This window comes from Bacillus sp. DWP3-1 (assembly GCF_049896565.1).
Classification (GTDB): Bacteria; Bacillota; Bacilli; order Bacillales; family Bacillaceae; genus Bacillus.
The window spans coordinates 265136-279590 of the sequence record NZ_JAFCUN010000004.1 but is presented as its reverse complement, the minus strand read 5'-3'; the positions used below and the strand labels follow the sequence as shown (position 1 = coordinate 279590).

Annotated in this window: 16 protein-coding genes; 6 read left to right on the top strand and 10 right to left on the bottom strand. The window is 43.2% G+C overall.

The features are described 5' to 3' along the window. Positions 1-3 precede the first annotated feature (3 nt). The 5 genes from ACP7A0_RS11195 to ACP7A0_RS11175 all read right to left on the bottom strand — a co-directional run bounded on the left by ACP7A0_RS11195 (position 4) and on the right by ACP7A0_RS11175 (position 4131). Positions 4-795 (bottom strand): putative hydro-lyase, encoded by a 792-nt coding sequence (locus tag ACP7A0_RS11195; RefSeq protein ID WP_106071741.1) that lies wholly within the window; start codon positions 793-795, stop codon positions 4-6. Between the two features lie 5 nt (positions 796-800). Next, complete coding sequence (locus tag ACP7A0_RS11190; RefSeq protein ID WP_426005144.1) at positions 801-2018, bottom strand: NRAMP family divalent metal transporter; 1218 nt, start codon at positions 2016-2018, stop codon at positions 801-803. Between the two features lie 26 nt (positions 2019-2044). Further along, complete coding sequence (locus ACP7A0_RS11185; protein WP_106073084.1) at positions 2045-2803, bottom strand: LamB/YcsF family protein; 759 nt, start codon at positions 2801-2803, stop codon at positions 2045-2047. Positions 2804-2978: 175 nt separating this feature from the next. Then, positions 2979-3758 carry a Cof-type HAD-IIB family hydrolase gene (locus tag ACP7A0_RS11180; RefSeq protein ID WP_411266005.1) on the bottom strand — a complete coding sequence of 260 codons (780 nt, stop codon included), beginning with the start codon at positions 3756-3758 and terminating at the stop codon, positions 2979-2981. 103 nt (positions 3759-3861) lie between these two features. Then, on the bottom strand, positions 3862-4131 hold the full coding sequence (locus tag ACP7A0_RS11175) for an excalibur calcium-binding domain-containing protein (RefSeq protein ID WP_080769491.1): 270 nt from the start codon (positions 4129-4131) through the stop codon (positions 3862-3864). A gap of 184 nt (positions 4132-4315) precedes the next feature. On the opposite strand from ACP7A0_RS11175, the gene ACP7A0_RS11170 reads away from it, so the two are divergent. From ACP7A0_RS11170 to ACP7A0_RS11160, 3 genes are all read left to right on the top strand, one after another. After that, complete coding sequence (locus ACP7A0_RS11170; protein ID WP_066031314.1) at positions 4316-4693, top strand: VOC family protein; 378 nt, start codon at positions 4316-4318, stop codon at positions 4691-4693. A gap of 25 nt (positions 4694-4718) precedes the next feature. After that, entirely contained in the window at positions 4719-5012 is a 294-nt protein-coding gene (locus ACP7A0_RS11165) for a DUF5316 domain-containing protein (RefSeq protein ID WP_426005140.1), read from the top strand. A 95-nt stretch (positions 5013-5107) separates the two neighbouring features. Continuing rightward, positions 5108-5368, top strand: a complete 261-nt coding sequence (locus ACP7A0_RS11160; RefSeq protein WP_426005233.1) for a DUF2651 family protein — start codon at positions 5108-5110, stop codon at positions 5366-5368. Here ACP7A0_RS11160 and ACP7A0_RS11155 read toward each other — a convergent pair. From ACP7A0_RS11155 to ACP7A0_RS11135, 5 genes are all read right to left on the bottom strand, one after another. Beyond that, complete coding sequence (locus ACP7A0_RS11155; RefSeq protein WP_060595555.1) at positions 5302-5694, bottom strand: RidA family protein; 393 nt, start codon at positions 5692-5694, stop codon at positions 5302-5304. The genes ACP7A0_RS11160 and ACP7A0_RS11155 overlap by 67 nt on opposite strands. Before the next feature lie 227 nt (positions 5695-5921). Further along, positions 5922-7670, bottom strand: coding sequence for a methyl-accepting chemotaxis protein (locus tag ACP7A0_RS11150; RefSeq protein ID WP_426005138.1), 1749 nt, complete (start codon positions 7668-7670; stop codon positions 5922-5924). Between the two features lie 98 nt (positions 7671-7768). After that, positions 7769-8890, bottom strand: coding sequence for a mannitol-1-phosphate 5-dehydrogenase (locus ACP7A0_RS11145; RefSeq protein WP_060595553.1), 1122 nt, complete (start codon positions 8888-8890; stop codon positions 7769-7771). A gap of 1 nt (position 8891) precedes the next feature. Further along, positions 8892-9326 (bottom strand): PTS sugar transporter subunit IIA, encoded by a 435-nt coding sequence (locus ACP7A0_RS11140; protein ID WP_034664060.1) that lies wholly within the window; start codon positions 9324-9326, stop codon positions 8892-8894. Between the two features lie 97 nt (positions 9327-9423). Then, positions 9424-10866 carry a PTS mannitol transporter subunit IICB gene (locus tag ACP7A0_RS11135; RefSeq protein ID WP_106031597.1) on the bottom strand — a complete coding sequence of 481 codons (1443 nt, stop codon included), beginning with the start codon at positions 10864-10866 and terminating at the stop codon, positions 9424-9426. Positions 10867-11372: 506 nt separating this feature from the next. Here ACP7A0_RS11135 and ACP7A0_RS11130 point away from each other — a divergent pair. The 3 genes from ACP7A0_RS11130 to ACP7A0_RS11120 all read left to right on the top strand — a co-directional run bounded on the left by ACP7A0_RS11130 (position 11373) and on the right by ACP7A0_RS11120 (position 14433). Continuing rightward, positions 11373-13007 (top strand): copper resistance CopC/CopD family protein, encoded by a 1635-nt coding sequence (locus tag ACP7A0_RS11130; protein ID WP_426005135.1) that lies wholly within the window; start codon positions 11373-11375, stop codon positions 13005-13007. A 16-nt stretch (positions 13008-13023) separates the two neighbouring features. Further along, positions 13024-13638 (top strand): YcnI family protein, encoded by a 615-nt coding sequence (locus tag ACP7A0_RS11125; RefSeq protein WP_106031595.1) that lies wholly within the window; start codon positions 13024-13026, stop codon positions 13636-13638. 198 nt (positions 13639-13836) lie between these two features. Then, positions 13837-14433, top strand: a complete 597-nt coding sequence (locus ACP7A0_RS11120; RefSeq protein WP_106031594.1) for an NAD(P)H-dependent oxidoreductase — start codon at positions 13837-13839, stop codon at positions 14431-14433. Positions 14434-14455: the final 22 nt, after the last annotated feature.

Genomic DNA, 14455 nt, shown 5'->3' with positions numbered 1-14455 from the left:
TTTCTAAAGCACACCGAGCTGTTGATCTCTTTGATCTGTGATGAACATATGCCCAGGTGCATGGGTAATCGCAATGTCTGGTTTTGTATGCATGACAACGGCCTGCGGCGTCACACCACATGCCCAAAACACCGGGACTTCTCCTTCTTTGATCACAGATGGTTCTCCAAAGTCCGGCTGATCCACATTGGCAATTCCAATCATCGCTGGGTCGCCTATATGGATGGGGCCGCCATGAACTGACGGGAATCTAGACGTCACTTGTACACTTCTTGTAATTTGATGCGCCGGAATGGGCCTCATGCTGACAACCATCGGGCCATGAAATACCCCTGCTCTTTCACAAGAGATATTCGTTTGATACATCGGAACGTTATGACCGTTTTCAATATGGCGAACAGGGATATCATTCAGCATGAGCGCATGCTCAAACGTAAAACTGCAACCGATGAGAAAGGCAACCATATCATCCTCCCAATAAGCAGAGATATCTGAAACCTCTTCTTGAAGAATCCCTTTTCGGTAAATACGGTATTTAGGAAAGTCCGTACGAATATCTGCTTGGGGTGCCGACCGTCTCGGCACTGGATCACCCGGCTCCAGTACATCAAGTAAGGGGCATGCAGCCGGATTGCGCTGACAAAACAAAAGAAAGTCAAAGGCAAGTTCCTTTTTAACGATCATTAAATTGGCTTGAGCATATCCCTCTGCTAAACCCGCCGTTGGTCCTGTGATTTCTTTTTTACGAATCAACTCTCTGATCTGTGAAGGCTCATATGTTTGATCAATACTCATTCAAATCAACTCCATAGTTTCGGGATTTCAGTCATAATGGTATATCCGCCCATCAAAGCCATGATGATGACAACCAATGCACCTGACGCTGTCAAAAAGAATGGATGACGGTAATCGCCGACAATTTCTTTCTTATAGGCCGCAACCAGCAAGGTGCCAAGTGCGAGAGGTAAAATCAATGCATTGATCGCCCCAACTAAAACTAATATGTTCACAGGTCGTCCGATCGTAATAAAACAAATAGTAGAGAGGGCAATAAAGCCGATGATAATGCCACGTTGATTTTGCTCAATTTTTGGCGAGAAGGTTTTAAAGAAAGAAACAGATGTGTAAGCCGCTCCAATAACCGATGTAATCGCCGCAGCCCACATAATGATCCCGAACATTTTATATCCAACATTTCCAGACGCTAACTGGAATACAGAAGCAGGCGGATTCGCTGGATCAATCTGTAAACCCTTTGAGACCACTCCTAGCACGGCTAAAAATAAAGCGACACGCATCACAGATGTAATCAGGATGCCGAAAACAGAGCTTTTTGTCACTTGAGGAAGTGCATCCTTCCCTTTAATTCCAGCATCCAATAGACGATGTCCGCCAGCAAAAACGATATAGCCGCCAACTGTCCCCCCGACAAGTGTCACAATCGATAGAATATCAATTTCTTCTGGGACAAATGTTCTGAGTGCTGCTTCCCCAACGGGCGGCGCTGTTGAAATCGCCACATACAGCATCAGGCCGATCATGACAAAGCCTGCTACCTGTGTGAAACGGTCCATCGCTTTTCCAGCCTCTTTGATCACAAAGATCAGAATGGCAATGACAGCACTGACCCCTGCTCCGATTCGCGGATCGACTCCGAAGATGACCTGAAAACCGAGACCAGCACCAGCGATATTTCCGATGTTAAAGGCAAGTCCCCCAATGACAATCAAAAAGGCCAGCACATAACCGAGCCCCGGCAGAACCATATTCGCAATATCCTGACCTCGCTTTTCTGACACGGCGATGATGCGCCATACATTCGTTTGTGCAAAAATATCCAACAAAATAGAGATGAGAATGACAAACCCAAAGCTAGCCGCAAGCTGCTGTGTGAAGACAGTCGTTTGTGTTAAAAATCCCGGTCCTATTGCGGACGTCGCCATTAAAAAGGCTGCGCCCATCAGCATAGAACGATTCCCCTTTGGTGCCTTCGTGTGCTTGACTACCTCTTTTTTCATGCTGTTTCCCCCTTTGATGACGATTTTTATTGAAAGGCTTTGAGATGAATGCTCGCTTCTTTTAGTTTTGATGTAATGGTTTTGGCAAATTGAAGCGCATGACTGCCGTCTCCGTGAATACAGACCGTATCTGCTTTAAGCGAAATATCTTCCCCTTGAACGGTACGAACCTTCCCTTCTCGCACCATACGAACGACCTGCTGAACGGCCCGTTCATCATCTTCAATGAGTGCATGTGGTTCGCGGCGGGATGTCAGCGTCCCGTCTGCTTGATAGGTCCGATCAGAAAATACTTCATGAGCCACTTGAAGGCCAATTCTCTCACCTGCTAACGCAAGTTCACTGCCTGAGAGACCGAATAACACAAGACTTGGATCGACATGATACACAGCCTTTGCAATTGATTCAGATAATTCAGTATTTTTAGCCGCCATGTTGTAAAGGGCGCCGTGCGGCTTGACATGCTGCATCGTGCCGCCTTCTGCCTTGAGAAAGGCTGATAGAGCGCCAATTTGATAGACGACGAGATCATAGGCTTCCTCTGCCGAGATCGCCATTGGACGTCTGCCAAAGCCGACCAAATCTTGCAAACCTGGATGCGCACCAATTTGGACCCCTTTATCCAGCGCCATTCTGACCGTTTTTCTCATGACCGTTGGATCTCCTGCATGAAAACCGCAAGCAATGTTGGCTGACGTGACATATTCAAGAATTTGTTCGTCCGCACCGATTGTGTATTGACCAAAGCTTTCTCCCAAATCACAGTTGATATCCACTTGATACATAGGATCCCTCCTTGTTGTTCCGAATAACGGAATATAAAGTCCGAATATTCGAATTTATATTGATTATAACAATTTTGGATAGATTGCACATGACATTGTCAGAAAACATAACAATAGAACTAGGAGAAATTAAAAAAGCGAGAGGATATCGCCTCTCGCTTTTTCATCTTGTTCTTTATTTAGATAGCACCCAATGTTGGATGGCTTTTGCTACACCGTGTTCTGTGTTAGGAGCTGTAATCCAATCAGCGGCTTCTTTCACCACTTCTTGCGCATTTCCCATCGCAATTCCTAATCCGGCTTCTTGAATCATGGCCATATCATTTAGGCTGTCGCCAAGTGACATGACATTGTCCATCGTACAGCCAATGCGTTCTGCTACCTTCGCAAGAGCCGCAGCTTTGTTAATTCCTGCTGCATTGACTTCGATATTGGTCGGACTTGAATTTGTGATCTCTAGATGCTCATTTGCTTTCAATGTATTAAGTACTTCCTCACGAACGTCATCATCATGAATATCAAAGCCAAATTTCAACCATTCATAGTCATGAATTCGTTCTGGGAATTCACCTCTCCACACTTTCTCCACAGTGGAAGCCCAGTAATCGGTTTCGAACCTATTTTTTAGATCCCACATCATTTGGACGTGATCAGGATGCAGCAGATCTCGTTCGATCAGCTGGAAGTTTGAATCCCAGATTTCACTTCCATTTGCTGTCACAAGGTAAGAAGACAGCTTAAGCGGCTCAACCAGCTCTCGGCATGTCATCAGCGTCCGCCCTGTGCTAATGACCACATGGACCCCTTTTGCTTCAGCATCTTTAATGGCTTGTTTATTTTCCTCTGGAATGACGTGTTCACTGTTTAACAGCGTGCCATCCATATCAATGGCAATCAATCGGATGTCTTTCTTATCAGCTTGTATGGACAAATTGAGTACCCCACTTTGTATCATTTTTTGTAACTATCTTTATTTTAATATAAAGAGGAAGCTGGCACAAAGGGACGAGTTTGATCCCATAGAAAAAAGACCTTGTTACAGGTCTCTTTGCATTGGCTTAGCGTTCACACGCAATGCCGTCTTTATCACGGTCAAGTCGCATATTTTTTTGGTAAAGTGCTTTTGACACATACGGCTTGTACTTTGTTTTGCCGCCTTTGTTTTTCGTGTTTTTGCTTTTTGCCACGCCGCCTTTATAGACTTTGTTCAGTGCTTTGCAGTTTTTGTAGGACTTGACCGTTTTTGCATCTGCAGTGTGGGTGTCGACTTGTGTAAAGCTTAGTAAAAGACCTAATGACAAGACAGCCACCATGATTTTTTTCAACATGTATGATCCCCCTATTTTTTCTATTTTTACATTTTTATCATATGTCACCACTTTTTGTTTTTCAAGACTATTGCGCTAAAAAAAATGATTTTTTTGGAATAAAATGTGCTTTATCTCCTATGTGGTACAATGAGTGGGAAACCTTTCCGTTTTTGACACGTATATGAAAAGAGGAGTTTTTCACATGAAAATGAAATATACCATTCTATATGTAAACGATGTTGAGGCAAGTATTCATTTCTATCAACATGTACTTGGCTTTCCTATGAAACTCAGGGTTGAATCCTATGTTGAGTTTGACACGGGGGACGTGACATTATCAATTAATTCACGCCAGGATGTCAAAGATGCACTTGGATTACCTGTCCCTGAAGCAAATCAATCCTCTCAAACGTTTGAGATAGGGTTTGTTGTGGATGACGTGGATCAAACCATTGCATCAATGAAGGAAAAAGGGGTTCCGATCATCAAAGAACCTGCAAAGAAACCATGGGGTCAAACCGTCGCTTATGTCGCTGATCCTGATGGGCATTTCATTGAAATATGTGATGCCATCTCCTAATCTTCTTTGAAGGAAGTGAATCAGCATGAGAAAAAAACATGCCTTTATCGCCGGTGTTTGCTCAATGATTGTGATTTGCAGTGCCGCTATTATTTTGCAGCACCATGAGTGGATAGGGTGGATCAGTGGTGGAATCTCTATTATTGGCGTCATGATGTCTGGACTTCTAATGGGGGCTTGGACAAGCGGGGAAGAAACGCGGGCAGCCTATCATTCTGAAACAAAAGAGCACCGCATATGGCGTCTTGATACGGCCTTTCTCATTATGATCTTTGCACTTCCGCACATGGCAGTGTTGATCTTTTATGTTTTGATGTAAACACTTGTTAAAAGGAATTCGTGATACGGCTGTTTGTCTTATTCGTTGTATTTGGCTTTCCCATTATTTCCGTGCTGATTGGCATTTTTGGCACAATGCTTTTGAAGAATGTTTGGATGCCGACTTTGATTGTCCTGTTAGCAAGCGTCATTCTCATGTACACATACATTGGCGGGGATGAATCCTTTCTCATTTGGGTCATCATCTACACCGTCTTTACGTTTATTGCTGCATGGATTACAAAAGTAGCTCAAGTAAAAAAGAACAGTTTGCACTGTTCTTTTTTGGTTCATATATCGGCGCACCATAGCTCAATTTCAATTTTCAGCTCAGGCCATCCTAAAGCTGATACATAAGCAACCGTCATTGATGGATAAGCTGTTTTAAAGATCGTATCCCACTGAGGATATAGATGATCCCAGTCGATTTCTTCCGTTGCCCATATATTGACCTTGATGACATGCTCTTCATTCAATCCTTCTGATTCAAGGATTTTTTTAATATTTTCAAATGTATTGGTTACTTGGTCGTTTAAACTTGATGGGACCTGTCCATCCATATCTGTTCCGACTTGACCCGATGTAACAAATAATCCCGCGCCCTTTGGTACTCTTGTGATATGACTATAGCTGCCAACGGGCTTCGGCATACTTTCTGGGTTTTTTCTCGTGATTTTTTCCATGTTATATCCCTCACTCACTTTGATTTTTCTGCTAGATTCTTCCTCATGTAGACAGACTTCACCAATTTCTATCTATTCTAAAAGAAAACAGCAGTGGAGTATCCATAGCCACAAGGTAAGAACATCAATATCTTCTTTTTCATGACCGAAACACTCCTTTTTTTATCCTGTGAGCAGGGTTTCATTTACTTCATACTACCTTACTGGAGACACGTAGTCAAAATGATTTATAGACGATAACGTGCAATATCCTGATTCAATCGCATACTCAGCTCATTGAGTCTTTCTGCTGCTTTTGCCACATTGGAGATGGCTGTCACTTGTTCATCTGTGGATGCGGTGATCTCTTCGATCGCAGCGGCATTTTCTTGAGAAATATGGGCGGCGCCTTGCATCGCTTTTGTGATGAGATCGTTTTGCTCCAGCAATGCATTCAGCTCTTTTGCCATTGCATCTGTTTCAACGATGGTTTGTGAAATTGACGCAGAGATGGCATTGAATTCATGTTCTGTTGCATGTACCGCTTCATCTAACTCAGCAAAACGATCCATTGTGCTCGACATCATACCGGCTGTTACCGTCGTTTCTTCTTTAATGCCTTGTACCATTTGCTGAATTTGAACGGCTGATTGCTTTGTCTGCTCAGCTAAATTCCGCACTTCACTCGCCACAACCGAGAAGCCTTTGCCGTGCTCTCCTGCGCGTGCAGCCTCAATGCTTGCATTCAGCGCAAGTAAATTCGTCTCATTTGAAATGCTTTCAATCGTATCTGTGATTTGAGAAATATCCTGTACTTTTATACTTAACTGGTCGATTCCTGTTCTAATACCTTTAGACGCCTGAATTGATTGTTCATTTGATTGTTTTAATTTCTGAACAATTTTCTGGCCCTGCTGCGATGATTGACTCGATTGGTCAGAGATTCGTTTAATTTGATCGCTTTGTTCTTTGACATTTTCGATGGATTGATTGAACTGGGTCATTTGTTGATTGGCTGCATCAAGGTCAGATGCCTGATGAAGCGTTCCAGTCGATATGTCACCAATCGCTCGGCCTATCTCTTCACTGCTGGCTGAGGTTTCTTCAGATATCGCCGATAAATCTGTCGCTGATTCAACAAGCTGGCTGCTCGTTTCCTGTAGACCGCTCACAAGTGTCCTGAGTTCTCCTGACATATGATTAAAGCCTTTTGCCAGCTGTCCAATTTCATCTGTTGTTTCTTTTAAACTCGTGCGTTCAAGATTCCCCGCCGCAATTTCTTTTGAAGCAGCAGTGACTTGCTTGAGCAGCCTGACTTTTCCTCGAGCAGCTAAATAAAAGACGCCAAGACTGAGAAGAGCAACACCTGCTGTAATGAGCATGATATAGAGCTTCATCTGCTCTAATTCTTTATAAAATTCATCCTGAAAGACGGCGATACCGATACTCCAATTCCAGGGCGTGAACTGACTCATATAGGCAAGCTTTTGTTTTTCTTCCCCGGTGGCATCGTCCTTATCTAAATAGGTCACATAGTGTGCATCCTCGCCTTCTGATTTGGCTCCAGCGACCATTTTTTCACGATTGGTCGTATTATCTGGAATGACGCCAATGTCATTGACAGGATGGACTTGAGAGGAATAATCTGCTCCATATGCGACGAGATAGCCTTTATTTTTATAAATAAAATCTGATTTTTGAAATTGGTACCCTTTCCTGTTGTCATTTTTAGGCCCGCTCAAGTAAATACGGGCTTGTTCCTGTGCCTGTTCAAGCGTCAGTTCTTTTTTCTCTACACGATCATTCAACTGTGCAAGTGTAGCCATTGCTCCGCTGACGATGTGCTTTAAATCTGCTTTCCCGGCATCAATTAAGACATGTTTCGCTAACAAATACCCCGTTGTGCCTACAAGTCCGCCGGTTAAGATCGTGATCACGATAATGGCAGACATTAATTGAAAAAAGACACTTCTTGACGCAAACGTTTTCTTTTTCATATACAAATTCCCCCTTACATCATATATCGTCAAGCGGGGAAAACTATTAAAAAAGTCATAAAAAAATCCCTTTCACTCGTTGGAAAGGGATTTTCTGATTATCGAGCTGTTTCTTTCAGAATGGCTTGATAGAGATCGTCTGTTGGTGTGAGGCCACATACTTCTTCCAGCACACCTTCAATGCCTTTTTCTTTTCTTAATGCCTGCAAACGAACCGCTTCTTCGTCTTCGGCAAAGTCATAAGCGAGAGCTGCAGCGATGCCTTTGATTAAGTACACTGGCTGTTTGATCTTTTTCGCTGGACCGATTAAACGGTCGTCTGCTCCCAGCTTTCTAAGAGGAGATCGTGCGACACGAGTGACTTCGTCGGAGATAAAAGCATTTTCGAATCGCTTGATGATTTTTTGAATATACGCATCATGTTCTTCTTTTTGAAAGCCATATGTGTCGATTAAATAACTGCCTGTTTCATGAAGTGCTCCTTCAATAACTCGGCGAATCTCTGGTGTATCGACGGCTTCTTTAATCGTTTGAACGCCTTGCTGATACCCGACATAAGCAGCTAGTGCATGCCCTGTGTTGACAGTAAAGAGTTTGCGCTCAATATACGGCGTCAAATCTTTTACAAAGGTTGCTCCTTCAATCTGAGGAACGTCACCAATAAAGCCAGTCTCATCAATGACCCACTCGAAAAAAGGCTCGACTGATACTTTCAGAATGTCCTCATGGTGCTGAATCGGAACAATGCGGTCCACAGCAGCGTTTGGAAAACCAACTGTTTGTGACAACGCTTCTTGTTCCTCTTCTGTTAAATGAGAGAAAACGGCTTCTTTTAAATGAGAGCTGCCTCCAATCATATTTTCACATGCCACGATGTTGATGATATGGTCAGGCTTTTTCTCTTTTAATCCTTCAGCAATCGATGAAGCTATGATCTTCAAAACGGCTGGTCCAACAGCTGTTGTAATTAAATCGGCTGATGCGACGGCCTCTGTTAATGCCGCTGTGTCTTGTGCAGAATTGATCGCTGTCACAGGGCCGACCACTTCTTGTTTTTGACCCGGCGCTGCGAGTTCAACCGTGTATTCTCCTCTTTCATTCAGCTCGTTGATGACCGCTTCATTTACATCGGTAAAGACAAGCTCAAAGCCTGATGTTTTTAACAAAGATCCGATAAACCCTCTGCCGATATTTCCTGCTCCAAAATGAAGTGCCTTCATGTTAGTTCACCTCGTTAAAGATGGCGATCAGTTCATCCTGATCCTTTGCATGGATGATGCGTTCTACATTTTCTTCTTCTGAACAGACAATCGCAATTTGAGAAAGAATATCGAGGTGTTCGTTGTTTTTACCAGCGATGCCAAAGACAACTTTGGCGATATTTCCTTCTCCGTATTCAACACCTTCTGGAATTTGAATGATGGAAATCCCAGAATGAAGGACAGCCGCTTTCGCATCCTCTGTTCCATGAGGAATCGCAATCCCGTTGCCCATAAATGTAGATGAGATATTTTCTCTTTCAAACATTTTGTCAACATAATCACTTGTGACATAGCCGTTTGCCACTAGGACCTCGCCCGCTTTTTTAATGGCTTCTTCTTTTGAGCCTGCTTGTTCGTTTAGAAAAATATTGTCTTTTGAAAGTACTTGTTTCATGAATGATCACACACCTTTTTTTAGAATGGAAAATCAGAAAAACAACCAAAACGGGGAGTTCAATAAAGAAAAATTGAACTCAACCCGTTTCGTCATGTTATTTTTTCAATTTCTCAATCAGCTCATCGTATTTCGGGCTGTTTAAGAAATTATCAACTGAGATATGCACAGCGCCCGGCAGTTTCGCCTTGGCTCTGTCTGTTAAATCTTTATGAGTAAAGACCACATCGGCGTCATCTGGGATGTTGCTGATGGATGTGTTTGTCACATCAATATCAAGCTCTGCCTTTTTGACTTTATTCTTTAAGATGGATGCGCCCATCGCACTTGAGCCCATTCCTGCATCGCAGGCAAAGATGATTTTGTTCACGTCATCTGGATTGACATCACTTGGAGATGCTGCTTGCTCATTTGCTTCAGCATCTTCTTTTTGAGCTGTAAGAGCGGCGGCTGCAGCGCTTTTCTTCCCTTTCATGTCCTGCATCTTTTCTGTTGCTGCTGTTAGATCCTCATCAACAGCTTTTGAAGCCTTCAAAATCACAGAAGCGACAAGGAATGATACGACGGCTGCCACGACAACACCTGCAAGAACAGCAAGGTGTCCGCCTTTTGGTGACATCAGCATGAGGGCGATAATACTTCCTGGTGACGGCACAGCCTTTAAGCCTGCATTTAACAGGGAAAAGGTCAGAACGCCGCTTGCTCCCCCTGCAATAACCGCCAAAATGAGCTTTGGTTTCATTAAGATGTACGGGAAGTAAATCTCATGAATTCCTCCTAAGAATTGAATGACAATCGCACCCGGTGCAGACTGTTTCGCATTTCCTCTACCAAAGAACATGTACGCAAGTAGAACACCTAACCCTGGTCCTGGGTTTGTTTCAAGCAAGAACAGAACGGACTGCCCTGTCTTTGCCGCTTGCTCCACCCCTAAAGGACCTAAAATTCCTTGGTTAATCGCATTGTTTAAGAACAAGACTTTCGCTGGTTCAATGAAAATACTTGCCAGCGGAAGCAAATGTGCATTCACAATGATATCTACACCTGCTGCAAGGGCTTTATTTAGACCAAGTACCACTGGGCCGATGGCGTAGAAGGCAATCGCGACAAGAATGGCACCTAGAATCCCTGCCGTAAAGTTATTCACAAGCATCTCAAAGCCCGATTTGATTCGATCTTTGAACAGCTGATCAATTTTCTTAATCAAGTAACCGCCAAGTGGTCCCATGATCATGGCACCTAAAAACATTGGAATGTCCGAACCGACAATGACCCCAATCGTCGCGGTTGCACCGAGTACCCCGCCTCGATGGTCGTATACGAGCTTACCGCCTGTGTAACCGATTAAGAGCGGCAGTAAGTAGTTGATCATTGGACCAACAAGTGAAGCTAATTGTTCATTTGGCAAATAGCCACTCGGAATGAACAATGCCGTAATGAGTCCCCAAGCGATAAATGCTCCAATATTCGGCATAATCATGCCGCTTAAATAGCTTCCAAAGCGCTGTACTTTTACGCGGAATCCGCTTTTTTCCTGCATCTATGAAAACTCCTTTCTTCTCTCCCTTTATTCAGGGCTTTATAGGTCAAAAGATATAAGAACAAGTGTCAGTGAAGCCCTTAACCTTATCGTAAAACGCTTTCACTTTCCCTTCAATTGAAACTAAATGTCACTTTGTCACTTAGTGTGTGACAAAATTGAAATATGATGTGAATTCTCTGTCAGAGCATAGGACAAATGGAGTAAAAAGGTTGACGTGCCGTGGTTTTGATGCAAAATTCATTGGAATTTCACAACTTTCAAATAGTCACTTCTTGTTTCCTCTTCATAAATCGACTAGGCTTATACATGATCAAACCTATTCAATCAAGAAATGTCTGCGCAGACATGACACAGAAAAAGTGAACCATCTTGCTGTTTGTTTCGTTTACCTTTTAGAGTGAGCGGCACAATAGGAGGAGCGGTTTTTTCTGTGACTCACAGTTTCCTGCCGCTTTCTTTCTGATACATGAGACATTTTCATAGGTAGAAAGGCGGTTATTCACTTGTTGAAACATAGTAAGTGGCTTCTGCTCCTTATCGTCACGTTGGCTTTTTTCATTCCAAAGGAAGCATTTGCTCATGCATACGTCGTCAGCTCGAATCCAGAGGCAAATGAAGAGCTGGAGAAGCAGCCTCCTTCGGTCTCTATCACATTTAGTGAAGGAATCGAAAGCGGATTTCATGCCATTAAGGTGCTCAATGCAAAAGGTGATCGTGTGGATAAAGGAGATACGGTCATTAAAGATCAAAAAATCATGGAAGCTGCTTTAAAAAAGGATTTACCAAAAGGAATTTATACCATTCAGTGGAATGCGGTTTCAGCAGACGGACACTCTGTCTCTGGCATGATCCCGTTTAGTATTGGCAAAGCGGATGGCGGTTTTGACCAATTAGATCAAGGTCAAACGAATGAATCCATCGATGTAGCCTCGACCATTGATAAAGCCTTACTTTATACATCGTTTAGCTTATTTCTCGGGACCATTTTATTTGGACTGTTTTGGTTTAAAACATCCATTTCACTTGTATTAGCGAAACGAATGAAGAGGCTTTTGACTTTGTCACTGATCATGATGGGCGGAGCACTCGTGTTCCAGCTGCCGATTCAAACAAAATCAGCGGCAGACGTGTCATTTTTGGGGGCATTTCAACCATCGCTCTTACAAGAAACCATTGCGTCGACTTCTGGCGGCAGTTTGTGGATGATGCTCATGGTGTCATTTGTTCTTCTGACCATTTGGAGCATAGTCGCGATGAAAAAAGGGGATTTCACATCTTTTCGGGTCTGGTTGTTTCCACTGCTCTTATTCGCAGTGCTTCTCTGGCTGAAGGCACAAATCGGACATCCAGCAGCAACCGATAATAAAATACTGACAACGTCACTTGATTTCATCCATCTCGTTTCTGCATCGATCTGGGTCGGTGGTTTAACAGCCATTGTGCTTTTATTGTTGAAGAAGCTGCCAAATGAAGATCAGCCGCTCATACGGAGTACGTTAACAGCGTTTCACCCTTGGGCGCTGCTCTCTGTTGGACTCATTGTGTTTTCAGGATTTGTGAATGCCATCTTCATTTTGCAATCGTTTGATGCTCTTTTCGAATCAGCGTATGGACGAACCTTTTTAATCAAGCTTGGTTTATTTATCTTGATGGGCCTTCTAGGACTTGTCCATTACTTGATGCTGAGATGGGAAAAGAAACAGAAACAAAACGTTTCGTTACGAGCTGAGTGGATTATCGGAATCGCCATTTTGTTATTAACGGCTGTGTTCACCAATATTCCGAGCCCTCCTCCGCCTGCACCTGAGCCGTTCTTCGGCGCAAACCAAGTGGAGCATCGTGACATTGTGTCCATGAGCATTACCCCGAATGCTCCGGGGAAAAACACATTCGAGGTCGCATTTACGAAGAAGGATGGACAAACGATTACAGATATTCAATCTGTGTCAGCCAAGATCCATAAAGTCGCCTTATTCGGGGAAGAGAAACCGAGTGAATTTCAGCTGAAACGATTAAAAAATGGTCATTTCTCTGCTGAAAACCTCTTGTTAAATGAAAAAGGTACTTGGAAAATTGAAATCCATGCATTAACTGGTTCTTTTGAAAATATCGATACCACATTTATTAGAAGAAACTAAAAGGAGTTCATACCATATGAAAAAATACGTTAAAGCTTTATTACCAATGCTTCTCGCTTCATTTTTATTGGCGATTCCTGTGAGTGCTCATGTCACAGTCAAGCCTGATACGTCTGCGACAAATGCGTGGGAAACCTATACGTTAAAAGTTCCTTCTGAGAGTGACAGTCCAACCACTAAGGTTGTCGTGACAATACCTAAAGGTGTAGAATTCCAGCAATATGAGCCAGTCCCTGGATGGAACACGTCAACTGAAGAAAAAGATGGCAAGGTGACAAGAGTGACTTGGGAAGCAACGGGTAAAGGCGTGCTTGCCGGACAGTTCCAGCAATTCGTTTTTGTAGCGAAAAACCCTGAAAAAGCAGGTGAAGCTGCATGGGATGCATATCAATATTATAAAGATGGAACGGTCGTTGAATGGACAGGCGATAAAGATGCTGATAAGCCGCATTCCATCACAAACATTGTGGCATCTAATACGGTAACGGATTCACATGGACAAGAAAAACCAAAAGAAGAAAAGGCATCTGAAACAGCCTCCAACTCTTCCTCACCACTTGTGCTAGGGTTGTCCATTGCTGCTCTAGTCGTAGCACTGATTGCACTGGGACTTGCTTTTAGAAAGAAATAATTGATTCGTAAGCGATCGTTTTCACGGAAACGATCGCTTTCATTTCTATCCACCTTATTTGAACACGAGATGCAAGGCTTTGCCTGCAAACTAGGACGATCAACTTCCATTTTCCCAACCTATTATTACCAACATAGGATTGAATAGGGTAATGGTGCATGCCATAATGAGACACATGACCACCTAGGAGGCTATAAGATGAACCATCTAATTATATTTGCTCATCCTCAGCAAAGCTTAAATCAAACCTTATTAGATCTTGTTGTCAGCACTCTTTTGAACAATGGTCATGAAGTGACTGTTCGTGATGTCTATGCTCTTGGTTTTTCGCCAGAGCTAAGCATGTTGGAAAAGGCTGCGATCAAACGGGGTGATGTCCCAATTGCCATTCAAACAGAGCAGAAGCTGATTCAGCAAGCAGATGTCCTAACGTTTATTTTTCCCATTTGGTGGACAGGCTTACCCGCTATGCTAAAGGGCTATGTAGAACGCGTTTTTTCTGAGGGCTTCGCTTATCAAATCAATGAGCAGGGGGCTATTGAAAACCTGCTTCGGCACAAAAAAGGTGTCATTATCAACACGCACGATGCTCCAAGGACCTTTCTTGACTCTAAGCGGATCATTTCCGCCTCCCATCGCATGACAACAGATACAGAAGTCTTCAATTTTATTGGTGTTGAGCCTGTTGAACGACTTTTGTTCAGCAGCATGGAGCAGGCACCAGCAGATTACATCCACGAAATTCTGAAAGAAACAAAAGAAACGGTGGAGCAGCTTTTTCCGCCGGCTGTTTAACATAAAAAAGACTGCCAAGATT